The 21,174-nt window shown below is 48.9% G+C and carries 16 protein-coding genes; all 16 read right to left on the bottom strand.

Annotated features, from left to right (window positions below; translation table 11 throughout):
- Window positions 1-89: 89 nt before the first annotated feature.
- Window positions 90-521, bottom strand: coding sequence for a hypothetical protein (locus tag RC85_RS11880; RefSeq protein WP_162273199.1), 432 nt, complete (start codon window positions 519-521; stop codon window positions 90-92).
- Between the two features lie 296 nt (window positions 522-817).
- Complete coding sequence (locus RC85_RS11875) at window positions 818-1,642, bottom strand: alpha-1,2-fucosyltransferase (RefSeq protein WP_162273198.1); 825 nt, start codon at window positions 1,640-1,642, stop codon at window positions 818-820.
- Window positions 1,643-1,692: 50 nt separating this feature from the next.
- Window positions 1,693-2,904, bottom strand: coding sequence for a glycosyltransferase (locus tag RC85_RS11870; protein WP_149752743.1), 1,212 nt, complete (start codon window positions 2,902-2,904; stop codon window positions 1,693-1,695).
- 85 nt (window positions 2,905-2,989) lie between these two features.
- Window positions 2,990-3,832: a DUF5672 family protein gene (locus tag RC85_RS11865; RefSeq protein ID WP_149752742.1), complete on the bottom strand. Its 843-nt coding sequence runs from the start codon at window positions 3,830-3,832 to the stop codon at window positions 2,990-2,992.
- 13 nt (window positions 3,833-3,845) lie between these two features.
- Window positions 3,846-4,601: an FkbM family methyltransferase gene (locus tag RC85_RS11860; protein ID WP_068262875.1), complete on the bottom strand. Its 756-nt coding sequence runs from the start codon at window positions 4,599-4,601 to the stop codon at window positions 3,846-3,848.
- Window positions 4,585-5,697 (bottom strand): glycosyltransferase, encoded by a 1,113-nt coding sequence (locus RC85_RS11855; RefSeq protein WP_084422588.1) that lies wholly within the window; start codon window positions 5,695-5,697, stop codon window positions 4,585-4,587. The genes RC85_RS11860 and RC85_RS11855 overlap by 17 nt, the downstream gene beginning before the upstream one ends.
- A 106-nt stretch (window positions 5,698-5,803) precedes the next feature.
- On the bottom strand, window positions 5,804-6,757 hold the full coding sequence (locus tag RC85_RS11850; RefSeq protein WP_068262869.1) for a glycosyltransferase family 2 protein: 954 nt from the start codon (window positions 6,755-6,757) through the stop codon (window positions 5,804-5,806).
- A 56-nt stretch (window positions 6,758-6,813) separates the two neighbouring features.
- On the bottom strand, window positions 6,814-8,019 hold the full coding sequence (locus RC85_RS11845; protein ID WP_068262868.1) for a prenyltransferase/squalene oxidase repeat-containing protein: 1,206 nt from the start codon (window positions 8,017-8,019) through the stop codon (window positions 6,814-6,816).
- On the bottom strand, window positions 8,019-8,672 hold the full coding sequence (locus tag RC85_RS11840) for a class I SAM-dependent methyltransferase (RefSeq protein WP_149752738.1): 654 nt from the start codon (window positions 8,670-8,672) through the stop codon (window positions 8,019-8,021). The genes RC85_RS11845 and RC85_RS11840 overlap by 1 nt, the downstream gene beginning before the upstream one ends.
- A gap of 344 nt (window positions 8,673-9,016) precedes the next feature.
- Window positions 9,017-10,498 carry a lipopolysaccharide biosynthesis protein gene (locus RC85_RS11835; RefSeq protein ID WP_068262865.1) on the bottom strand — a complete coding sequence of 494 codons (1,482 nt, stop codon included), beginning with the start codon at window positions 10,496-10,498 and terminating at the stop codon, window positions 9,017-9,019.
- A gap of 104 nt (window positions 10,499-10,602) precedes the next feature.
- Window positions 10,603-11,589 (bottom strand): NAD-dependent epimerase/dehydratase family protein, encoded by a 987-nt coding sequence (locus RC85_RS11830; protein WP_200836759.1) that lies wholly within the window; start codon window positions 11,587-11,589, stop codon window positions 10,603-10,605.
- 1,859 nt (window positions 11,590-13,448) lie between these two features.
- On the bottom strand, window positions 13,449-14,006 hold the full coding sequence (locus RC85_RS11820) for a nucleotidyl transferase AbiEii/AbiGii toxin family protein (protein ID WP_160148117.1): 558 nt from the start codon (window positions 14,004-14,006) through the stop codon (window positions 13,449-13,451).
- A 7-nt stretch (window positions 14,007-14,013) separates the two neighbouring features.
- Window positions 14,014-14,232 carry a hypothetical protein gene (locus RC85_RS11815; protein ID WP_068262856.1) on the bottom strand — a complete coding sequence of 73 codons (219 nt, stop codon included), beginning with the start codon at window positions 14,230-14,232 and terminating at the stop codon, window positions 14,014-14,016.
- A 115-nt stretch (window positions 14,233-14,347) separates the two neighbouring features.
- The gene (locus RC85_RS11810; protein WP_068262915.1) at window positions 14,348-14,980 is read right to left on the bottom strand and encodes a nucleotidyl transferase AbiEii/AbiGii toxin family protein; all 633 of its coding nucleotides are present in this window, start codon (window positions 14,978-14,980) and stop codon (window positions 14,348-14,350) included.
- A gap of 1,567 nt (window positions 14,981-16,547) precedes the next feature.
- Window positions 16,548-19,205, bottom strand: a complete 2,658-nt coding sequence (locus tag RC85_RS11800) for an O-antigen ligase family protein (RefSeq protein ID WP_157593918.1) — start codon at window positions 19,203-19,205, stop codon at window positions 16,548-16,550.
- A gap of 165 nt (window positions 19,206-19,370) precedes the next feature.
- Window positions 19,371-20,144: a hypothetical protein gene (locus RC85_RS11795; RefSeq protein WP_149752737.1), complete on the bottom strand. Its 774-nt coding sequence runs from the start codon at window positions 20,142-20,144 to the stop codon at window positions 19,371-19,373.
- Between the last annotated feature and the right edge of the window lie 1,030 nt (window positions 20,145-21,174).

Genomic DNA, 21,174 nt, shown 5'->3' with positions numbered 1-21,174 from the left:
AACCGAGTGTGTACTAAAATAGAATTTCGGTAAGCAAACATCTAGTAAGGCAATCAAACTCGCGTTTCCGTCTTCCATGTTCAGTGAATTCAGTTGGCTGAGATCCGTTCAATGAGAAGTTGGTCGAGATGAACGGCTAGGCGATAGTCACCAAAAATTTCTTCTGCTGCGATCAAAAGCTCAGACTTTCGTGGCCAGCCCGCTTCGACTCCAAACAATCGGAAATCATCGACGACAATCGCACAGATTTTGTCCTTGAATTGACCAAGACTTGACAGCAGTTCGCATGCAGGTTCGGGGACATCACCATGCGCTGTCTCGCCACTGGAGAAATGTCCGTCAAGGAAAACAACCGCTTGACTGCATTCTTCCCGAACTAAAACTTCAGGCAGTTTTTTGGTCGCATCGCCAAGAATGCACTCGACGTTTCTTCTAGTTGAGAGAAATGATTTCGCTCGTTGATGGAGCTCGGGATCTAGTTCGATGGTGACGACCTGATCGAACGCTTTGGAACATCTCATAGAAGTGTTTCCAAGGAAGGTACCGGTTTCGATCAACATTTTAGCTCCCGTGCGACGCCCAACTGCCTTGAGTTGCCGATATTTGGACCAGCTGTGAGGGTTGGCGACATCGAAACGAAAAAGCTTCCACAAGTCCTTGCCATGTCCAGCAAGAGCTGCAAGGTCAGATTTTTGACGGTTCATCTTTGTGATCTATTTTGATTAGAATATGCGAATTCTTGGAAAACAAGAGTGTCGTTGTGTCCTGTTACTCAACGGAAGAAAGTAGCAGGACTGCGAACGAAAACTAAAGGCTACTAAGTTGATTTTTCTACATAGGATTCAAACTGATCGATGTTGCCTTCAAACCATCGCCCGTTGCCAGCACGGATCGCTCCGAAATCATGTTCGGGGTCCAAGATAATTGATGCATTGGAAACGAAACCTCCCCAATAACCGAACGTGCTTCGCAGGGACGTGACGATGATGTCTGCACGTGACATTTCCAAAAGGTCCAGAATCTCGCTGCCATGTTCGGCAAAGGATACTTGTGAGATTGCCGAAAGCTCGACCAGTTCTGCTGGACGTGCGTCGGAGAAGACAACAGCTTTTTCAATTCCTGTTTTCGCTCTAAGACGTGAAAGTGTCGTGGTGAAATACGATTCGGGACTTAATTGAATCCCGGTGATGCCAAAATCCCCTCGCCTAACATGAAGGGCGATGAAAGGATCCGTTTTGGGCGATAACCGGCGCTTCCAGCGTTCCCGTACCGAGCCGAAAAATTCGCTTGAAATAAAGTCCTCATGGCCACGAAGGTCTCTGAAGTAATCGTTTTTTGAAGGCACTTCCTTAAAAATGACGCACTTGGCATTTTCTGGAGGTGGTTGATTGAACTCAGGTTCTACGAATACTTTTTGAGATTGGAACACCTTGTTCCGCTTCAGACGAATCGCCCCCCTTATGGATCGAGGGCATGTGAAGAATCTTCCGTAGTAGCGAATCGATTTCTCTCGACGCAACAAAGGACCAATGTGAACATGCCCCCAGCCCTGCGTGTAAATAGGAAGCCCGTATCGTCGAGCGTAAACAACCGCACGCCCCCAGACCAACAGGCGATTCGCTAGACCGGTGCGAGGCAACACCGCATGTACACTACATTGAGCCATTGCGGTCTGACTTTCTTTGATGCGAATTAATCTTTGGCACAAGCCACCTTTGGCAAAGGTCTTGTAAGTCCGATCTGATTTAGCAGTACGCTGCAATAATTTAGTTCCGTGTTTCCACCGAAGAGATGATAGTTTTGCTCTCCTAGCAACCTTCGGTACACGGGGTCACTGACAAGTTTTTCAAAGAGGCCCCGCAGTTCTGTTGCTGAGTTCAAATCTGCAACGGGACCACCACCAACGCCTTCCATCCAGTTCCCCAGCACACTATTTTTCATCGTCACAACCGGTTTGCCATGCATGCCCGCCCGAACGACCGCACCGGAGGATCCATAAGCTCGCAAGTTTCCCGACCAAACGATATCGGCTCGCTGAAAGAGATGATCCATCTCAAAGTCCGTGAGCCTGCGCAGAATCAAGTCAATGCTATTGGTTTGCTGTAGCGATTTAATGGCGGGCGAGCTTTCAAGTTTCGCACGGATTGCTTCACTTGGCTTTCCTGCAATAACCAAATGAAGCGGGCTGGTTCGACTGACTTCTTCCAACAATGCTGCCAGTTCACAAACAGACTTTCGTTTATCTATCGAACCGGCGACTAGAACCACAGGTTGATCAGTGTTCGTTACGAGCGTGTGCTCCTTCTCCGATGAAGTAATTTCAACGGGGTCGGGGCAGTAAACCACTTTGGGATCATTCATCCACTGAGCAAAAAGTGGATCAAACGAACCAATGCAAAGGCAGTTGGACTGCTTCACTAAGCCTCGATAAGCTTTTCGCTGCAACCAAAGCTCGGCCGCCCAGTGATGAGTCTTGATGCTGCATTCTCGCAGATGAGCTCCAGGTGCCATGACGACTCCGACCCAAGGAACTGAAAAGCCTTCCCGATCCACGCCTGCTGCTATCAAGCCCGAGGCTTGAAGCGTTGGGAAAATCGCACATCTTGTTGTGTCTCGAATCGACTGCAAGTGCTCGGAGATCTTCTGAAAGATCATGAATTGTTGGCGTAGGAGTTTGGGCAGCACACGAGTGTAAATTGGAATCGCGGTTTTCGTTTCTTCGTCAAAACAAGAGGTCGTCAACTCAAATTGGTCAAATGCACCTGCGGTTCTGCTTTTTGCACTAGTCAACAATCTAGGTTCGATACCCTTGGATCGCAGGTGCCGCGTAATGATGCCCACATGGTTGACGCGATGGCCACCATGGTCTGGCTCGACGATGAGAATATCACTTTTTGTATTCACGGTGATTCAAATCCGGAAATGCTGATCAAAAAAACTTGATCAATATTAGGCAAACCAGGGCTTAAAGAGAATTTCATGCGTTGGGTCAGCCATCGCTGACGCCTGCCCCTTTCGCATCCGGGAAATCGTAGCCACATGCCTCAATATGCCGCCGCCATGCATCCGGCTGGTACTTTTGCCAGGCATGGCATCCAAACGGAAGGTTTCCACCAAGCTGTTCAAGGAACCATGCTGGTTCCTTTTCGATCGAAAAAGCTAGAGCCTTTTGATTGCTGGCGAGTTTGAACGAAGGCCTTCTGTGGCCCACGCTCGACCAAAATCCATCTTCGTGATCGATAAAGAAACGCATCAACCATCGGTGAGTATTGTTGTAGATGGTCGTCATCGCCAACAGCTTTCCGAGGGCTTGCAGCTTTTGTCCGCGAGCCCAAGACCGCTTTGCCGATCCCCATGGACTTTTGACCCAACCGAACGAGTTCATTACTTTCAGCGCCGACTGGATGTTCCGCAACGAAAAGCCGCTATTGCCCACCCCCGTCAATTCGGGTTCGCCATCTTCATCTCGGGTAACCCACGGGGCCCCGATGTAATCGTAGCCTTGCTCACACCATTGCGCCAGTTCATCTCGAAACACAAACGCGTCAAGCTCATAGGTGAGCATGTATTCATAATCTCGGTAGCGATTGTAAAGCGATGGCGAAACCTTCATGCGATTGTATTCGCGGATTGAATTCATCCAGTGTGCCGGTACAGGATCCACTTCGATCTCTGGAACAAGCTTTCTGAACTCGTCGACATTGGTTCCCTCAGGGCAAACCAAGCGAATCGGATGATCACCCAAAACATTGAAGCATTGCAGCAGTGATATCCTCTCGAACCATTTCAAATGGGCCGAATGATGGAATATCAGAATGACAACTTTGGACAAGTGAAAGGATCCGCTAATTGCTGTACTGCAATCCCTTTAGGAGTTCTGAATCCTTTCGGATAAAGCAGAACTCACACAGCCAGAGAACACGAGATTTCACCGAACGATTGTTTTCGGTGATATCGAAAGGCAAATAGCCAAAGTCATGCATAACGTTCACGACGTTTCGCAGCGAAGTTTCTTCACTAGCCGGGGCAAAGCCGACTTCCACCAGGAAAAACTCTGTTTTCCCCATCAAATCGGTTGCTCCATTCAGAACGTCTACATCTAGCCCCTCAGCGTCAACCTTGACCAATTCCGGAATGGGTAGGTTTCTTTCCGCTATCAACTCATTGAGGCTGTAGATCGGAACTTCGACCTGTTGCAAGTTTCTTTTGAGGGCTTCTTCATCCGAAATGACAAAGCTGCTTGAGTCGTCGCGTTCAGCAATGGTGAAACGCAGTGTGTCTTTCTTTCGTCCAGCTCCTGCTTCAATCCAGTTCACATTGTCTTTTTCGAGTAGGTCTTCAAAATGGGGAACTAGTTGCTTGTTCGGTTCCAGCAACGTGTATTGGCATTGTGGAAAAAAATCGACAGCGTCCCGAGTCCACAGTCCACGATTGGCTCCAATGTCTACGATGTGGTTTGGGCGAAAACCCATCTCACGAAGCAGGTGAAAGAGACCATGTCTTAAATCCTTTGGCCTCACATTCCTACGTTTTATATTGGTTATGGCGTAACCATTTCGTTGCAACATATTTACTGCTAATTGCTTAAACAGATTCATCATCAACGGATACTCGTTTCGTGATTTTGTGCGTTACACGGTCAAGCGGTAAGAGTGGCCGGCAAGACTCGCCTTTTCTACTACTCTTCAGATTTTCAGACAGTCGAAATACTTGTTCATAGTTGGCTCTGATACGACTTCTGAGTTTCAAGATACTCTGCAAATTTCCTTTGGACGAAAGCCTGCTCAGATGCCTGGACTGGCGACTCTCTCCAAGGCTGACCAGATGCTTCAATGTAGCGATCAGATGTTTCAACAGTCTAAACATCAAAATTTGGATCCAGTGTGGAGCTTTCTGCTGGATGCTTCCCGAAATGGCATTCCTGTACGGTTGAAGACCATCAATTGCTTGACCTTTGCTGGTCATTAGATTTGTGATGTATGCCCATGTCAGCCGCGCTTCGGGGATTTCATGTTTAAATTTTAATCGAGGCGAATACCAAATTTTGTAGCCAGCGAGTCTGAGGGCGTAACACAATTCAACATCGCCGCCAGACGAAAGTGACGCTCCCGTCCGATCTTTTAGCAAACTTACAAATCCGTTGTTCTCGATGTGATTCAAGGCATCGCGGCGAATTCCCATGCCAGCACCAAAAACCCAGTCGCGTTTAACCTCTCCTTCACCAGTGTTCTGAGACCCAACGGCGTATTGATGCTCAAACTTTAGAAACCATTGAGGGACATCGATGCTTTTGCTGGTTACTGATGTCCCCAAGCCTCCGCATGCTCCAACTTCTTGATCCGCTTCAAAAATATCGAACAGAATTTGGGCATATTGTTCATCAAGCCAGTTGTCGTCATCACAAAGAATTAGGAGATCGAAACTTGAGCTAGCAATTCCTTTTTTTCGAGCAAATGACAGTCCAGCCTGCTCTTCAAAAACAATCGAGAGTGGTGCTGGATCGCCCAGTTCTGTCCACTTTCGACTTGCTATATCAACTGTCTTGTCAGCCGATCGATTGTCGACAAGGACGACCTCCCAATCGACCCCCAAATTCATTTTTTGCCTCGCCAAATGCTCAAGCGTCGTTACGATTCGTTGTTCGCTGTTATAGCAACAGACGATAATCGAAATCCCAGGGTTTGGTGTTCTATTCATTGGGGCAATGAAAATTTCTGCAACGGATATCAATCACAGAATAATTCCTACGAGCTTACGATCGAAGTGTCTGAGCGATTTTCTGGCAACCGCTGGGAATGCAGGATCAAGCGAACTCGGCTTTGGCACGAAGGGCCTTTAAATACAGGCGAATAGCAATTTTTGGAGTTACCCCGAGTAATGCCCGTCGAAAACTGAGTGCTTCACTTCCCGGCACGTAATTGCCCGCAATCTGATCGAATTTCCGGCAGTCTTCCGGGGAGGAGTTCGCTATGATCAATGGTAGATCTTGCTGGTAGAATTCCCGAATCCATCTCCGGTACTTTTCGAGGTCGAAACCCTCAGTTCCTTTTATGTCACCGTTTGCAAAATGAAACCTGCTGCGGTAGATCGACTCGCGTTGCCTCATCGTTACCGGTAAGCCCGAGGTGTTTGTGCTAATCTGCCGAGAGTGCCAACGATACTTAGCAGTTGGTGTTTGAACTGAAATGAACGGACAATGGAGTGACATTCTTAGCCAAAAATCGAAATCTGGCGCGTAGCGGTAAGATGGATCGAACCCTCCGACGGCCTTTGTTGTGGAAGTTCGTGTGACTGCTGACATCGCGGGAACGCAAGTCGAATGAAAACACTCATCAACAGCGTTGACTGGTTTATTGTCCGTGAAAATGCAACCTTGGACGCCCTTGCTTGCACCAAATCTAATCACTGGTGAGCAAGCGACTCCAGCTTCTTCGTGTTCGTCAAGTAACGCGGCTACGGTTTCTAAGTGTTCAGGCTCCCAAAGATCATCAGCGTCGATCCACGCAGTCAAAGGAGTTTGGACATGGTCGATTGCAATGTTACGAGCGGTTGCGTGGCCAGAGTTCTTTGGCGTTCGCAGATAGAGCACTTTAGAATAGCTTTGAGCGATATCTGGCGTACGGTCTAACGAACAATCGTCAACAACAATGATTCGCTCGACTGGGCGATTCTGCGCAAGCACTGATTCGATCGATTCCGCGAGATACTCTTCGGCATTGTATGCCGGGATAATTGCAGTAATGGAATGCTTATTCAAAATGGTTTCCAGAATCGGTCACACGAATCATCAGAGGCTCAACCGTCCTCTCACAGTCACTTGGCAAGCGTTTGCGAACTGAAATGCCAACCCAACCCAGGCAACTGTCGGTACTTCCCTGGCTGAGATAGCTGAGTGTTCGGAAACAGATAATCAGCGATCAATCGAATACTGAGAGGTCTGAACCAGCCACCCCACGTGTCGGAAACCCCGTAGGGACAAGCTAATCGTTTCCAACCGCTATAACGCCAGCACCTTTGCGGGAAGATTCTCGCTTTGATCAGTCGAGGATTCCTAACGATTTTCTTTAACGGTACTTTGTGTTTCAGGTAATTTGGAAAACCGCCATCTTCTGATTGGATCGCAAAATGCGACGATAATGTTTTTCGCAGAACTGATTCTACTTCTTTTTTTCGATGCTCAGATGATGACGCAATCAGAATCAGGGAGTGAATAACATCCAAATCTTCGCAGGCACCGCTCTTGCCAACTCCATAACCAAAAAAACCATCCGGTTGGATCATCGTTAAAAGGGTATCTATTATTTGCTCTACATATTGGACGGTGCGGTTACGGAAATAGTAATAGGGAAAGAAATGATACGCTGCAAATACCGCGTTACGATCTTCTCTCTCATCATCGGGCTGCCACAAACCTGAAACCGGATCTTGCCTCGCATCTAAATAGTCAAGGATGTAATCGAACGCCTTTGCGGCATCTGATTCGTGCGGATCATTTAAGAATGCAGGATCTGTTTGCAAGAACGTCAATGCAAACATGATGTTGTTGCTGTGCAGCCACGGATTGCTCCAGTCACCGCTATCGATCCAACCTCTTAAATAGTCAGTATTTCTTAACTCACTGCGCATCGGGATGGGATAACACGGCTTAGCCGAAAGCGAATCTAAGGCGTGGATCGCAAAGTAAGTCGTTTGCATTCTAATGTAAGTAGCGCTGTGGCTCGAAAGTTCATTACGCTTGATATCAAAGGCTTTGAAGAATCCGCTGTTCTTGTCTTGACACTTTTGGATTTTATCGACCAGGTTCGCCTTGGAGTTTGTACTTAGCTGATCGAGGACACCGCAGCATTCAGCACCAAGAATCGCAAAAGATGTCGCCATGAGATTCGGCTCACCGTCCGAATAAAGTCCAATAAAAGCGTCGTTGAAATAACCTCGATGCCACGAGCGCACGCATCCCAAGCTGTCTTTTATTCCGTCTTGTAGATATTGAGTGTCTTCTATTTCCAATTTGAGATTCACTAATTCTGGTTGTTTGTGATGTTTTCAGTGTCGCAACTACTGCTCTTTGAACATGTGAAATAATCGACGATCAAGTTGCCGACGGGCAATTGGTAAAAATCAATTACATTAAACTTCATTTCGAGTTTTCGTCGGATTTCCTCCGTTGAGTACTCGTAGATATGGAATTCGTTTCCACTGTGCTGACCGCTCTTGGTGTGAGGCGAAGAGATAAGCAGGAGACCATTCTTCGAAAGGACTCGATGAGATTCGTGTATGAATTGATCCCCAACGTCTTGTGGCACATGCTCAATTCCCTCGAGGCACGCAACCACTTCAAATGAATTTTCTTCAAACGGAAAACTTGCCATCGAACCAAGGATGAAGCGGGCGAGGTTACCATACCTGTTTTGCGCTTCAGAGATTGCATCCTCCGCCAGATCCATCCCAACAAGTTCACTGCTGCCCTTTATCAGTGAAGTGCCCCAACCCATTCCACATGGGACATCTAGAACACGTACTCCATCAGAATATTGACTCACCCATTCATATCTTCGAAAAAATGCTTTCCGGTAAGGATTTCCTTTAAATGAAACCCACGGAATAAAGCCTTTCCGAAGTCGAAACCAACTGTTTTTGAATGAAGGTGAATCCGGCGATATTCTCTCAGCCACCAAAGTGCTCCTCTTTGTTTGAGTCAGTTTGTTTCATGATGTCTCCAATCGTTAGCTTGCAAAATAGTGCCATAAAATTCGGCTCATAAGCCCCATTACAACTCAAAGCCTTCCCGCGTGTTCCGAGCAATCAAGCCGAAGTCGCTCACACAGTTACTCGTATTCGGTCAACTGGGAAAAAAAGGAAAGGTCATCTATTGTTTTGTTGCTTATTAAGCCCCAGGATCGGCGTTGGAAAATACAGGCATGAGACCGGCGGGATTTCTAAGCTGCGTGTCACCGTTGTATTTTCGAATAAGGTTTCTTTGATCTAGTCACAAGTGAAAACTTGACCAAGTTCTCGTTCAGTTCGAAGATTTAGCGATTCTTGATATTATTTCTAAAAACTTTGCACGTTCGTCCAACGAAAAAACAGTTCTCAAGATGATAAGGGCTCCGACCAGAGTAACGCAAATCCCTAGCGTGGATGCCCTTGCCAAGCCGCTTGGTACTGCGATTGAAAGGACAAGGCTGAGGAAAGTAGTTACTACGATCATTAGCAGGACAGGGAAAACCACATCGGTTAACCAGAGCTTAGTAGGGAACGAAAACTGAACTTGCGGCCAAATGATCTGGAGCGAAAGAGCGACGACGACGATGCCAACCAGCTCACCGAATAAGACGTATGCTGCACTCAACGATTTGAAATAGACAAACCCCATCGAGGCGAGAAACGGGACAAGAATTGCCAATTGAGTTATGGCAACGTATAGGCCGATTCTTCCGTGAGCATGCATGGCAGCTGCTTGGCCGATACTAATTTGGGTTGTCACGATTGTTAAACAGACAATTCGAATAAAAGTTGGGGCGAGAACCGGGTATTCTCCCAGCCAGATTCTTAGAATAGCCTCAGCATCTACAAGGAAAGGGGTTACCAAGGTAATGGCTACTACCGATGAAATTGCGCTGTTTAAATTTGAAAGGCGAAACGTCAACAGACTGTCATCGGCTCCAGCACTTGACGTGATCGCTGGTTGCAGTGAGTTGGCGAAAACTTGGCAGCCCGAGCGAATGACGTTGTTCACGCGATTCGAAATACCTTGTGCAGCAGCGACAGCGTTTCCAAAAAATACGTTGAAAAAGAGAATTAAGCCTTGGTTCCTTATCTGGTAGCTCATCGTCAATAGGAAAGAAGACGCCCCATAGTTAAGAATGGACTTTAAGATTTTTGTGTCAAAGTTGGAAAATTCATATCGAGTCTCTGGGAATCTCTTTCTGGCAAACAAGATCGTTGCCATGTCGACAGGAAGACTGAAAAAGAAAACGCTACTGACGTAAACCAATAGCGGGTTTCCCTCAATAAAAACGACCGCGACCAATGCAAGAAGTCTCACAAAACTTGTGAAAATGCCTGTGATCGCAAGAAAACCATGCTGTTGATGGGCATAGAAAAGTGAGCGGAAAGGACTTGTGCAAATAGCTAAACCAAACTTTGCGACCTGGATATAGAGGCATATTTCACACGCGAGTTCCCAGCCAGTCGGTATTTGGATCGTGTCTAGGATCCTTGGGACAGATAGAAAAAAAGCTCCGCAAAAAACAATAGCCACCAACTGCTGCACTGTGAAAATGGTCGAAAACACCCTCGAAAGCAGATCGCTCTTTTGCTGACCAAGGGAAAACGAAAGTTCGCGCGATATGCTTTGACTGATCGTTGTCGTGAAGATTCCAAATAAAAATCCGGAAGCGCCTATCGTCGCGAACAGTCCAAATCCATCCACGCCTAGCTGTGCGATCAAGAACGGCGTTATCACGACCCCGATCGCGATGCTCGAGAATAAATTCACGGCATTGGCTAAAGAGTTTAGTATTAGAGTTCGGGACTTATCCAATTTTTAAATGGTTACTTCAAAGCAAGGAGGACTTGGAATAGCGAGCGTAGATGGAATTGCTAGTTTGCCGTGCCGAGTTGTATTTGCGAGCTCCAAGGCAAGTTTTCACGGTACCATGTCACGCAAAGTTCCAAACCGTCATTCAGTGAAACGACAGGTTGCCAATCCAGAAGGGATTGAGCTTTCTTGATATCCGCCCAAGTTGAGATCATGTCGGCTTTATGCATCGGTAGATGTTCGATAACCGCTTTTTTGCCCAGCAGTTGTTCGATTTTTGTGATAACGGCCTTGAGCTCAATCGGGTTGTTGCCACCGCCGAGATTGATTACCTGGTGTCCCAGCGGCTTCATCGCAGCGATCGTCCCTTTCGCAATGTCATCGACGTAGGTGAAGTCTCGCGATTGGGAACCATCTCCGTACAACTTGATTGGAACTCCTTTATCGATCCATTGAATAAAACGATGGATTGCCATATCGGGGCGATCAGCAGGGCCGTATACCGTGAAGTACCTTAAAATTGTTGAATCAATGCCATAAAGATGTTGGTAAGTGTAGGCCATTGCTTCTGCGGACTTCTTGCTGGCAGCATACGGCGAAATGGGCGTGTTGACAGGCAGAGTCTCTAAGAACGGCATTGGCAGCCCAGCGTAAAGAGAACTTGTAGAAGCCAAGACAAACTTCTTACCGCCATACTTTTTCATGGCCTCCAATAGGTTCAGGGTGCCCATTCCATTAGTCATCATGTAGACCGTTGGATTGACCATGCTGTATCGGACACCGGCTCGAGCTGCCAAATTCAGAACGGTTTCAAATTCAAATTCCGCGTACAGTCTGTCAATGCAACCAGTGGACTCAACATCCAGCCGACGAAATTCAAAGTTATCGCGATCCTCAAGCCTCTCAAGTCGATACTGCTTGAGCCGGACATCGTAATAATCGTTCATGTTGTCAACGCCGATGACGGCGTGTCCGTCATCAAGCAGCATTTCACATGTTCTTGACGCGATGAAACCGGCACATCCAGTTACTAAGATTGGATTCGGCAATTTATTTGTTCTTCGGAATAGCAATAAGTTAAGATGTCAGGCACCGTTTGCGACGTTCTTCCCCGTGGCTTTTAGGTGGGAAAGGTGTCAGGTACCATCCTGCTGGCGTTTGTAAGAAGAACGCCAAAAAAAACAGCTTCTTCTCGACGCGAACGGCCCGCCAGCACAGTTCAATTGTTTTTTAAGCTGACTTGCGTTTGGTTTGGTTCGCATTCGATTGATAAATGTTTGCGATCAAAATCTCAAACTCCGAGACAACGCTCTGGCTTGAAGTTTGCGTTCTCTCGGCAGCAGTGAAACCGCTCAGTGACGCTAATCGGGTTGTGGAAGTTCGGACCTTTGATAAAAAAGCTGCCTGATTCCGAATTGGTGGTCTGGGGTGCATGTGGGCTGAGAGCTTTCTGATTCGTCGGAACCGAGGATCGTCTCTTCTAGATTGCATTTGTTGCGATTTACGTGATCCATGGGCTGAATTTAGAGTTTTCGTAATTTGATCGGCGCGGACTTCGTCCACGTGGGTGACTGACGGAGTTTTAAACTTGTTAATGGTTACGGGTGATTTCACAGCGACCTTGAGGGGCAGTTTGATTGGGAATGAGACGATTTCTAGGGAAATGTCGGTCGGTATTCAGTGATTGGGGTGCGTTGGGGCCATGCGTAGCGGTCTTATCGTCTGGCTCAGCGACGCGGATTGCGCGGGAGGTTTTGTGGGGAAGAAGTTGACGCAGAGTCGCAGGGACGCAAAGGTGTTGGGGAATGGGCGAGACGATGGGAGGGCAAAACGATTTGAGTGATACGGTATTGGTCGTGCGAGGAATAGGTCGGGAAATTGTTGGTAGTGAATGTGGTTTGGCCCATCGAGTCGAACCGCTAATTTTCGCTAACAGGACGCTAATAAGAGTCTTGGACGGGATCTTAGGAACGAGCGGGAAATTAGTGTCGCCTTTCGCTCCGCGAAAGTAGCGAATCCGCTGCTTTCGCGGAGCGAAAGGCGACTATAAAAGTCGCACGTTCCTTAAGCAAATCTGTAGCTGTTTTGTTGGCGTCCATTAGCGGTTTAGTATCTCAAGCTTTGCCTTGACTGGTTTGTCTGATGTGGTGGCGCTTGAGAATTGCGTTTAGGGGACGATGAGATCATGTATGGCAGGACGAGATTGGCAAAAAATTGTTGGCAGAAAAGTGATACGGGGCTACCACAGAGGCACAGAGGAACACAGAGAAGCTGCTTGGTATTTTTGAGTGAGTGTTTCGGCTCTGTGGTTCTCTGTGGCTCTGTGGTTGATTTCTGGTTTGAAGAAGCGGTGCGGGTTGCGCGGGGAGGTTTTCTGGGGAAGAGGTTGACGCAGAGTCGCAAGAGACGCGGGGACGTAAAGGTGTTGTGGAATTGGCAATACGACTGGGGGGCAAAACGATGTTGAGTCGTAGTTGGTATCGTTTTGCCCTTCCATCGTTTTGCCATAATTGAAACCGCTAATTTTCGCTAACAGGACGCTAATAAGAGTCTTGGACGGGATCTTAAATAAATTTGTTGCTGTTTTTATTAGCGTTTTATTAGTGTCCATTAGCAGTTTAGTATCTCAGGCTTTGCCTTGACTTGTTTGTCTGATGTGGTGGTGCTTGAGAATTGGGTTTAGGGGATGATCAGATCGTGCATGGCGAGACGAGATTGGCAAGAAATTGTTGGCAGGAAAATGATACGGGGCTACCACAGAGGCACTGAGGAACACAGAGAAGGTGCTTGGTATTTTTGAGTGAGTGTTTTGGCTCTGTGGTTCTCTGTGACTCCGTGGTTGATTTCTGGTTTGAAGAAACAGTACTTTGGATTTGGGTGTGAAATTTGTGGGTTGCAAATGAGACTCTTAGGTATCTTTAAACGAAACCTTTAGTCGATCAATGATGCCTAGCTCCTTTGCCCAGTGTTGCATGTAGACTTCGTCGAGCTGGCCCTGGGTAAATAGTATGTCGGCCACATCGAGTAGGTCACGAGGACGCGAAGCCAACAGCTTAAGCAAAATCAAGTCTTCGGGGGTTACCACCCACAGCGACTTCTCGCCAATATTCACTTCAATACGACGAGCCAAATAGGACTTCTGGAATTCTGTCTCGTTGAGAAAAATGTCAATATCGATGCCTGTTGATTCGTTCAAATAAGTCCTGACCTTGACCAGCGGCATGCCTCCGACTTCATCCACCCAGCCGCGTTGATACGAACCCGCAATGGTGTGCCCCAGCGATTCCAATGAGGCAAAGAGTTTTGGTAGGTCGCTACGATCAATGGTGACAGTCAAATCAACGTCGTGCGTTGGACGTGGGATGGAGTGGACCCGAACGGCCAAGCCACCCATCACCGCATATTCGTATCCGGATTGCGTTAACAGCGATGTGATCACGAACAGCGTCCGTTCTAGTTCACTCATGGCCAATTCAATCATGGTCCAGGCGTTGGGATCTCGCCAATTGGCTTAGCATCGCTGAATTGCGTTCATCGTTTTGCTCGTTGATTCTTTGGAACTTTCGGGAAACCTGTGCTGATGACCCCAGCAGTAAGTATGGCTCGCTTTCTTTCATCATCGCTAGCGTTAAAACCAAACGCTCGCTGGGAGTCATCTGCCGATAGGCTTCGAGTGTTTCAGGAGAGAGCATGGGGCTTGTTTCGTGTCGTTGGTGTGTTTCGTGATTGATACAATTGCGCGGCACGGCAGAGAGAGCTTTTGGTACGAAATGGGGCAGAAGATGGCTGGTCTTGGCGGAACCGTGACTAATACCCAGCGTCATCGTCTTCGACTTCAATCTCCTGCGCGACCAGTTCTTGCCAGCTTTGGTAGACTTTTTCGTCGGCACCGGATTCTCTCAACGCATCCTCGACGGCGCCATGATCTGTTTTTAGTTCAGGGAACATCAAAAGAAGCCTTCTTAAATCAGCGATATCTGTCATTCCTTTCGCCGTTCTGGATCGACTCACCATGCTGATGACCTTTTGTCCGATTAGCTGAGGTGGAGTGGGCACCAGTATTCTTTCCACGCGCTGACAAGGCGGCAACTGGGAGACCTCACGAACGTCAACGAGATGGCGGTTCTTCGGCTTGCTGATCTGGTAAACCCTAAATCCTTTTCCGCTTGCGACTGATCGAACTCGCACGGCAATGTTGAATCGGTCATTTAACAGTGATCGTATCTCCTCGGACAATTTCTCAGCGTCAATTGTCAAAATATCGACATCCTGGCTCATTCGAGGCTCATCGACATACGCGTTGACGGCCTGGGCCCCGAACACGGCGGAATCTTCGCGGTCCTGCATGAACTCCAGTACCGCATCCTGTATTGACGATAAGGGAACCGATTGGTTCATCGCAAACTCGTGAAAGGTAAGGGATCGTTCTTTGAAAATCATCGACACGCGATCCTTGTCTGGCGTTTTGCAACCAGCCACCGGTAAGTGTTCTGGGGCTGAAAATTGGTGGGTGTGAAAATTGTTGAGCGGTTCGATACGAATTGGTCCGGGAAAACACGTGTTAGTTCGTTTAGCCGCGTGGGCATCGCCCCGCGCGTCGCGCTTCCCCGAACGCGCGGGGCGATGCCCACGCGGTTAAACAGTTTAAAGCCCTTCACGGCTTTGGTTGGATTGTGTGTTGGAAAGAAGTTGACGCAGAGTCGCAGGAGACGCGGGGACGCAAAGGTGTTGGGGAATGGGCAAGACGATTGGGGGGCAAAACGATTTTGAGTCGTACTTGGTATCGTTTTGCCCTTCCATCGTTTTGCCGCAATTGAAACCGCTAATTTTCGCTAACAGGACGCTAATAAGAGTTTTGGACGGGGGCTTCAACAAATTTGTTGCTGTTTTGATTAGCGTTTTGTTAGCGTCCATTAGCGGTTTAGTATCTCAGGCTTTGCCTTGACTTGTTTGTCTGATGTGGTGGTGCTTGAGAATTGGGTTTAGGGGAGAAAGGTGTTAGGTACGGAATTGGAGTTTGAATTGTTTTGATGTCGGGGCGTAGCGGTCGCTTGGGGTGGATCGCGACGCCGTGAAGAGTTTTGGTTCGGGAAAACACGTGTTAGTTCGTTTAGCCGCGTGGGCATCGCCCCGCGCGTCGCGCTTCCCCGAACGCGCGGGGCGATGCCCACGCGGTTAAACAGTTTAAAGCCCTTCACGGCTTTGGTTGGATTGTGTGTTGGAAAGAAATTGACGCAGAATCGCAAGAGACGCGGGGACGCAAAGGTGTTGGGGAATGGGCAAAACGATTGGGGGGCAAAACGATGTTGAGTCGTACTTGGTATCGTTTTGCCGCAATTGAAACCGCTAATTTTCGCTAACAGGACGCTAATAAGAGTCTTGGACGGGGGCTTAAGCAAATCTGTAGCCGTCTCTATTAGCGTTTTATTAGCGTCCATTAGTGGTTTAGTATCTCAGGCTTTGCCTTGACTGGTTTGTCTGATGTGGTGGTGCTTGAGAATTGCGTTTAGGGGACGATGAGATCATGTATGGCAGGACGAGATTGGCAAAAAATTGTTGGCGAAAGATGATGCGGGGCTACCACAGAGGCACTGAGGAACACAGAGAAGGTGCTTGGTATTTTTGAGTGAGTGTTTTGGCTCTGTGGTTCTCTGTGACTCCGTGGTTGATTTCTGGTTTTAAGAAGCGGTGCGGGTTGCGCGAGGAGGTTTTCTGGGGAAGAGGTTCACGCAGAGTCGCAAGAGACGCGGGGACGCAAAGGTGTTGGGGAATGGGCAAAACGATGGGAGGGCAAAACGATGTTGAGTCGTACTTGGTATCGTTTTGCCCTTCCATCGTTTTGCCGCAATTGAAACCGCAAACTGGACGCTAATAAGAGTCTTGGACGCACGATTCGATATTCGGCTTTTTCCTGGTATCGTGAGTGTTCAGTGGCCGTTTGAAGTCTCAGGATGTGTAACCTCATCCGCTACTTCGATTGATATTGATGCGTTGCTAGAGCCACGCATTAGGGATTGGAGCCTTGATTCAATTGATCGATTTCTAGCTGGGCCATTTGTTTAATGACGGTGTCGAAACGCTTTTCCCCAGGGACGATTTGGCGACCCAGGCGGGCTTGTTTTAGGGCGTCGCTGCCTTGCCCGAGTCGCCGGAGGGCGGCGATGTACTTCATTCGCATCGAAACGTTCGAGGGGCGTAGTTCTAGTGCTTGTTCATAGTACGGCAACGCGTCCTCGTCTTTGCTTGCGAATACCATCGCGTCTGCTGCGAGCACCAGGCAAGCGGCTTCGTCGGCTGAGTTTTCGCATTGATCGCAATCAAACAACGCCACCATGCCGGGCACAGAGTCTGCGTTGCCCTTATCGCGGGTTTGGATGACTCGCTTGGCAGCTTTTCGCATCACTACTCGGTCCTCGGGTAGTGTGTCGATTAGGCTGACTGATTTGTAATTTTTGATCGTGTTCATCGCAGATACTGTCAATTGGGGCATCTGATCGATTGCCGATTTCCAGAATTTGATCGCCAGCTCGTTGGATTGGCTTTGCGCGGCGAGGTTTGCGATCGCCAACAACTGCCGAGGGTTCGATCGATACAATTCGCCAAGCTGTTTTAGCAATGCTGGGGTATCGATTGCTTGGTCGATTGCCGGATCGCTTGCTAAGTCATCGCTTGCAAAGTCGAGGTACAGCAGGCCCGCTCGTGCTTCGCGGCTAAGCGGCGTACGGGCAAGCATGGACTGATTAAGTCTGATTGCGGTCTGGTATTCGTCGGGCAGTTGGGTGAGTTTTAACTTCGATAATTCCGCTGGGAATTTGGCGACAAAACCTTCAGGACTTTTACCGGCCAAGCGTCTGACTTTTGGTGAAGTCGCCTCGTAAATCGCTCTCGCTTGCGCAACGTCTTCAGGGTTTGCTGAAACCACTTCTGCCAAACGGCCCCGACGATGTTCAATTTGCGATAAGCTGTAGATTAAGACAGAATGTGGCTGCGAATCGTTAAACGATTGGATCTCTTTGCCCAGATCTTCGATTGAGCTGGATCCCGGGCCGGAGGATTGCAGTTGATACTCGGCGGTTCGTTTAAAGGTATCGACCACCGCATCGTTATGAAGGACACCGGTGCAGGTTGCAGCGGCTATCAATGTGCCCAGTACACCGACGCACTGCAGGCCAAGCATGCTGAGCGAAAACGATTGACTTGCGGTGAATCGTGACCACATGTTTTCAGTTTTGGTCGATGCGTCGGGTGCAATGAGGTCTGACTCGACTGATCGTGTAACGACCGCCGCGAGGATCGGGATGCAAAGAACCAAGTTCGCCGGGATGATCAAACCGAAATCGAAACACTGTGAGAATAAGATCGCTCCGACTGAATACCATCCAGCCACTCTAAGGCCGTGGTCAAACGCATCATGCGAGTATGACATTCGGTGAAGGCACCAAATCAGCACGCCGAACAGCAGGCAGGTAAATCCGATTCCGACGAAACCCTGTTCCACCAACAATTCAAGCCAAAGGTTGTCGGCGTGAACGAACCAGGCCTTCGGCGTTTCGATTTGGTGCGGTAGATAGGCGTAATTGTAGGTGCCTAAGCCGGAGCCACCGGGGAGGTGGGCCATGGCGGCTTGCCAGCCTTCTGGCCAATGTTCAAAGCGACCGTCGTTGAGGATCGTCTCAGCGCTATCGGAGAAGAACTTCATTCGCTGGATGGATTCCAGATCCAACTGCAATGGAACTGTTAAAAGGGCCGCGAGGATCGCAGTCGTGATCAAAACGACTGGGATGGTGCTAAATCCTCTTCGTTTTCGGACCCAACCGAGGGAAAGCAGGCTTGCGAACAGGACAGTCGCCAAACCAGCACGCGATCCACAAACGAGAAGTCCGATGATGCAAAGCAGAGCGCAAATCACACCCACTGCCGAATTGCGGTCGCTTGTTAATGCAAGTAGATCATTAAACTCAAACTCCTCGCCGTCTAGTTCTTGTCCGGTCAGCGCAGAAAGTCTCCAAGACAACAATCCCAAGCTGGCTGCCATTCCCAGGTTCATTGTCAACGCAGCATTGTTGCGATTGACGAATGTGGAAAAGTGGCTGTCCATTCCATCGAAGAATGGGATCTCGGGAAGCATCAAGCCGACGACCCCAAGGATTGCCACGGTAGCACCCGTGATCGCAACACACGAAAGCAGTCCAATCAGACGGTTGCGGGTGTTGAAGACGCGAAGTGATGTCCAAGCAAGAATGAACAGTATTCCAAAGAGTGCGACCGCGTGAACGGTGTCATCTTGCGAAATCGAGATCGGAAAGCTGCCCGGCAGTTTCGTCGCTGGCAAAATCGGTTCTAACCACTCAGTGTAAGCGGCGTGAGATCCGGGGCTTAGTACTGCGACGAGTGACGGCGGCAATGTGATGGTCTGGAAGAATGAATACGCCAGCCACAGCAACAGCGGGATGATCACCAGCAATTGACGAGGTCGCGCGTGGCGGTGCCAGTCTACCAATGACGGTAACGCCAGCACGAAGGCGGCGACAATCGCAAGTCCAGCAACGTATTGGGTCCACCAAAGCACACCGCCAAAGTCGATCGCGACGAAGATTGGCAGCAGTGCCAGGATCACGGCCGAAAGGGCGGTAGAGATGGACGTTAGGTGACGGACGTATTTCAAGAGATTTGAGAAAAGGAAATGGTGGTTGCGATTAAGTGAAAGAGATCGCTAGTGGATTGGGACAGGTCATTTTCAAGCCAGTGGATCTTGCTAAAGATCCTTTCGCTGTGGGATCTTTTGCATGATCCACTACAACGAACTCTGATTTTTAACTGTCGCTAACCGCTAGATCGGGAAAGGTTTGCCATCAAGGGCTAGTTGGATGAAGTGCAGTAGTTCATCGCCGCCGCCTTCCCAGACCTGGTCGGCTAAGCGGTGGATGAGATCATGGTCAAGGTCTTCGGCTGGGCTGCCTTTAACGATCTTTCTTAGATCGCTGGAGTCCTGCTCTTTCTTTTCGATTGTTCGATAGGGCGATACCAGCGGTGCGTACTTGGATACGATCGCGGCTTCGATATTGGGATAGCGGCTACCGGTTTCTTCATCCTCGATGACACACTCTTTCAAAATGGTTTCTTGAAAGGGGCTCCAGGGCAGCATGATGTCGATCACCGGTTGCGGTTTGCCGTCGTGGTCCAAGTCTTCTGGGTCTAAGAAACGAATGACTTGCGAAAGTTCCACGATCGTCAACATTGGCCACTGCGTGGCGATCGCTTTTTTGGCTTTCTGTTTTTGGCTGTAGGGAACCATCACATCGACGTCTTGGGTCGCGCGAGGCATCGGCAGATAGCCAACGTATCCATGCAAACCCATCAAGACCCAGTCTTTGACGCCGGCTGCTCGTAAGCAATCGATGACTTCATGAGGTGTAACGTCCACGCTGCCTCTCTTTAATCGAGTTCGGTAGTCGGTCGTCAGCATACGGCTTTTATGTAGCCCGTACGCATGACCTCTGGCTGCGGTGGGATCTGTCTCATCGACGCCCTTGAATCCGTCTTGTGCCAGCATTGCGGCGTGTCGGGCAGCGAAGTACTCGGGTGAGTTAAAAGGGGGTAACATGCTTCAGTCGGCGCGGACTTCGTCCACGTGGGTGACCAATCTTGTTGGAAACTTGCTGATGTGAGTCGGTTTGGACTAATAATTGGAACGCCGATCATCCTCTGGGCGGTTCGCCCGTCCGATTCTCGGCTTATGTTTTGAATTCTTCGCTAAGGATGATCCATTGCCGGTCACGTTACAACGTACCTAAGCAAAACAAATCACCCTTTCGTGCAGGCAAAGGCTACCCAGCCCTCACAATCCTCTCAGTCTACCTTTGAGCAAGCTTTTGTAGAACGGAGTTATCGGCCAGGGCATTTTTAGTTTTCTTGTGCAATTTGGCGAGTTTGTGAAATAGGCCGGAAAAAACGCCGCGAAGTTCCGGCAATGATGCAGTTCAGGTGAACAGCAGATTATTTCGAGCCAAGGCGTAGCGGACGGGGCTGCGAGTCTCGCGGTCGGCAAATACGTTGCGTCGTTCACTCCCGGGAAGCTCTCATCTACCGCCGCCTTGAACTCGACGCCCGCGAGTAAAATCATCCACACTCTTGTTAGCGTTCTGTTAGTGGAGATTAGCGGTTTGCGTTTTGTTGGCGGAGTAAAGCAAACCGCTAATTTACGCTAACAGGACTCTAACGTGATCGGCGGGTTGCTTGTCATAAATCGAAGTGGAGCAGGCGACGAATCCCGGCGTTTCGAGTGTTTCGTAGCTTCGTCAACCAACAGGATTTCTCGTTAACCACCCGCCTACATGTTGGATTGCCGGAACTAGGAACTGTCCCGAAATAACTTCCCGGTTTTCCCGTAGCTGGTCCCGCCAGGGTTCAGTCCACTACTAGCTGTCCATGTCAGCTCAATCTTCGGTTAGGAGGTAGCGGAAGTCGCGTAGACTTTCGGCGTCCCCCTCGTAGCCGAAACTCTTGGCGGCTTGTTGATTTATTGCCTTGCTGACTGATTGTATCGGATGCGGATCGCGCTAGAATTTGGTTTTCACTTCTTTCTTCCGAGGTCGATCCATTGCGTTGGGACCAGCCCGCTCTGTGCAGGGATC

The organism is Rubripirellula obstinata (assembly GCF_001642955.1).
In the GTDB taxonomy this organism is placed as follows: Bacteria; Planctomycetota; Planctomycetia; order Pirellulales; family Pirellulaceae; genus Rubripirellula; species Rubripirellula obstinata.
Note: the sequence above shows the minus strand (reverse complement) of the source record. Positions and strands in the feature narration are given on the sequence as shown.

What these genes read in the sequence shown, in the direction of transcription:
- RC85_RS11820 (WP_160148117.1), bottom strand. Translation starts at nt 14,006, where the DNA reads ATGAGTGAACTAGAACGGACGCTGTTCGTGATCACATCGCTGTTAACG.
- RC85_RS11815 (WP_068262856.1), bottom strand. Translation starts at nt 14,232, where the DNA reads ATGCTCTCTCCTGAAACACTCGAAGCCTATCGGCAGATGACTCCCAGC.
- RC85_RS11855 (WP_084422588.1), bottom strand. Translation starts at nt 5,697, where the DNA reads ATGAATAGAACACCAAACCCTGGGATTTCGATTATCGTCTGTTGCTAT.
- RC85_RS11860 (WP_068262875.1), bottom strand. Translation starts at nt 4,601, where the DNA reads ATGATGAATCTGTTTAAGCAATTAGCAGTAAATATGTTGCAACGAAAT.
- RC85_RS11880 (WP_162273199.1), bottom strand. Translation starts at nt 521, where the DNA reads ATGAGATGTTCCAAAGCGTTCGATCAGGTCGTCACCATCGAACTAGAT.
- RC85_RS11810 (WP_068262915.1), bottom strand. Translation starts at nt 14,980, where the DNA reads ATGATTTTCAAAGAACGATCCCTTACCTTTCACGAGTTTGCGATGAAC.
- RC85_RS11795 (WP_149752737.1), bottom strand. Translation starts at nt 20,144, where the DNA reads ATGTTACCCCCTTTTAACTCACCCGAGTACTTCGCTGCCCGACACGCC.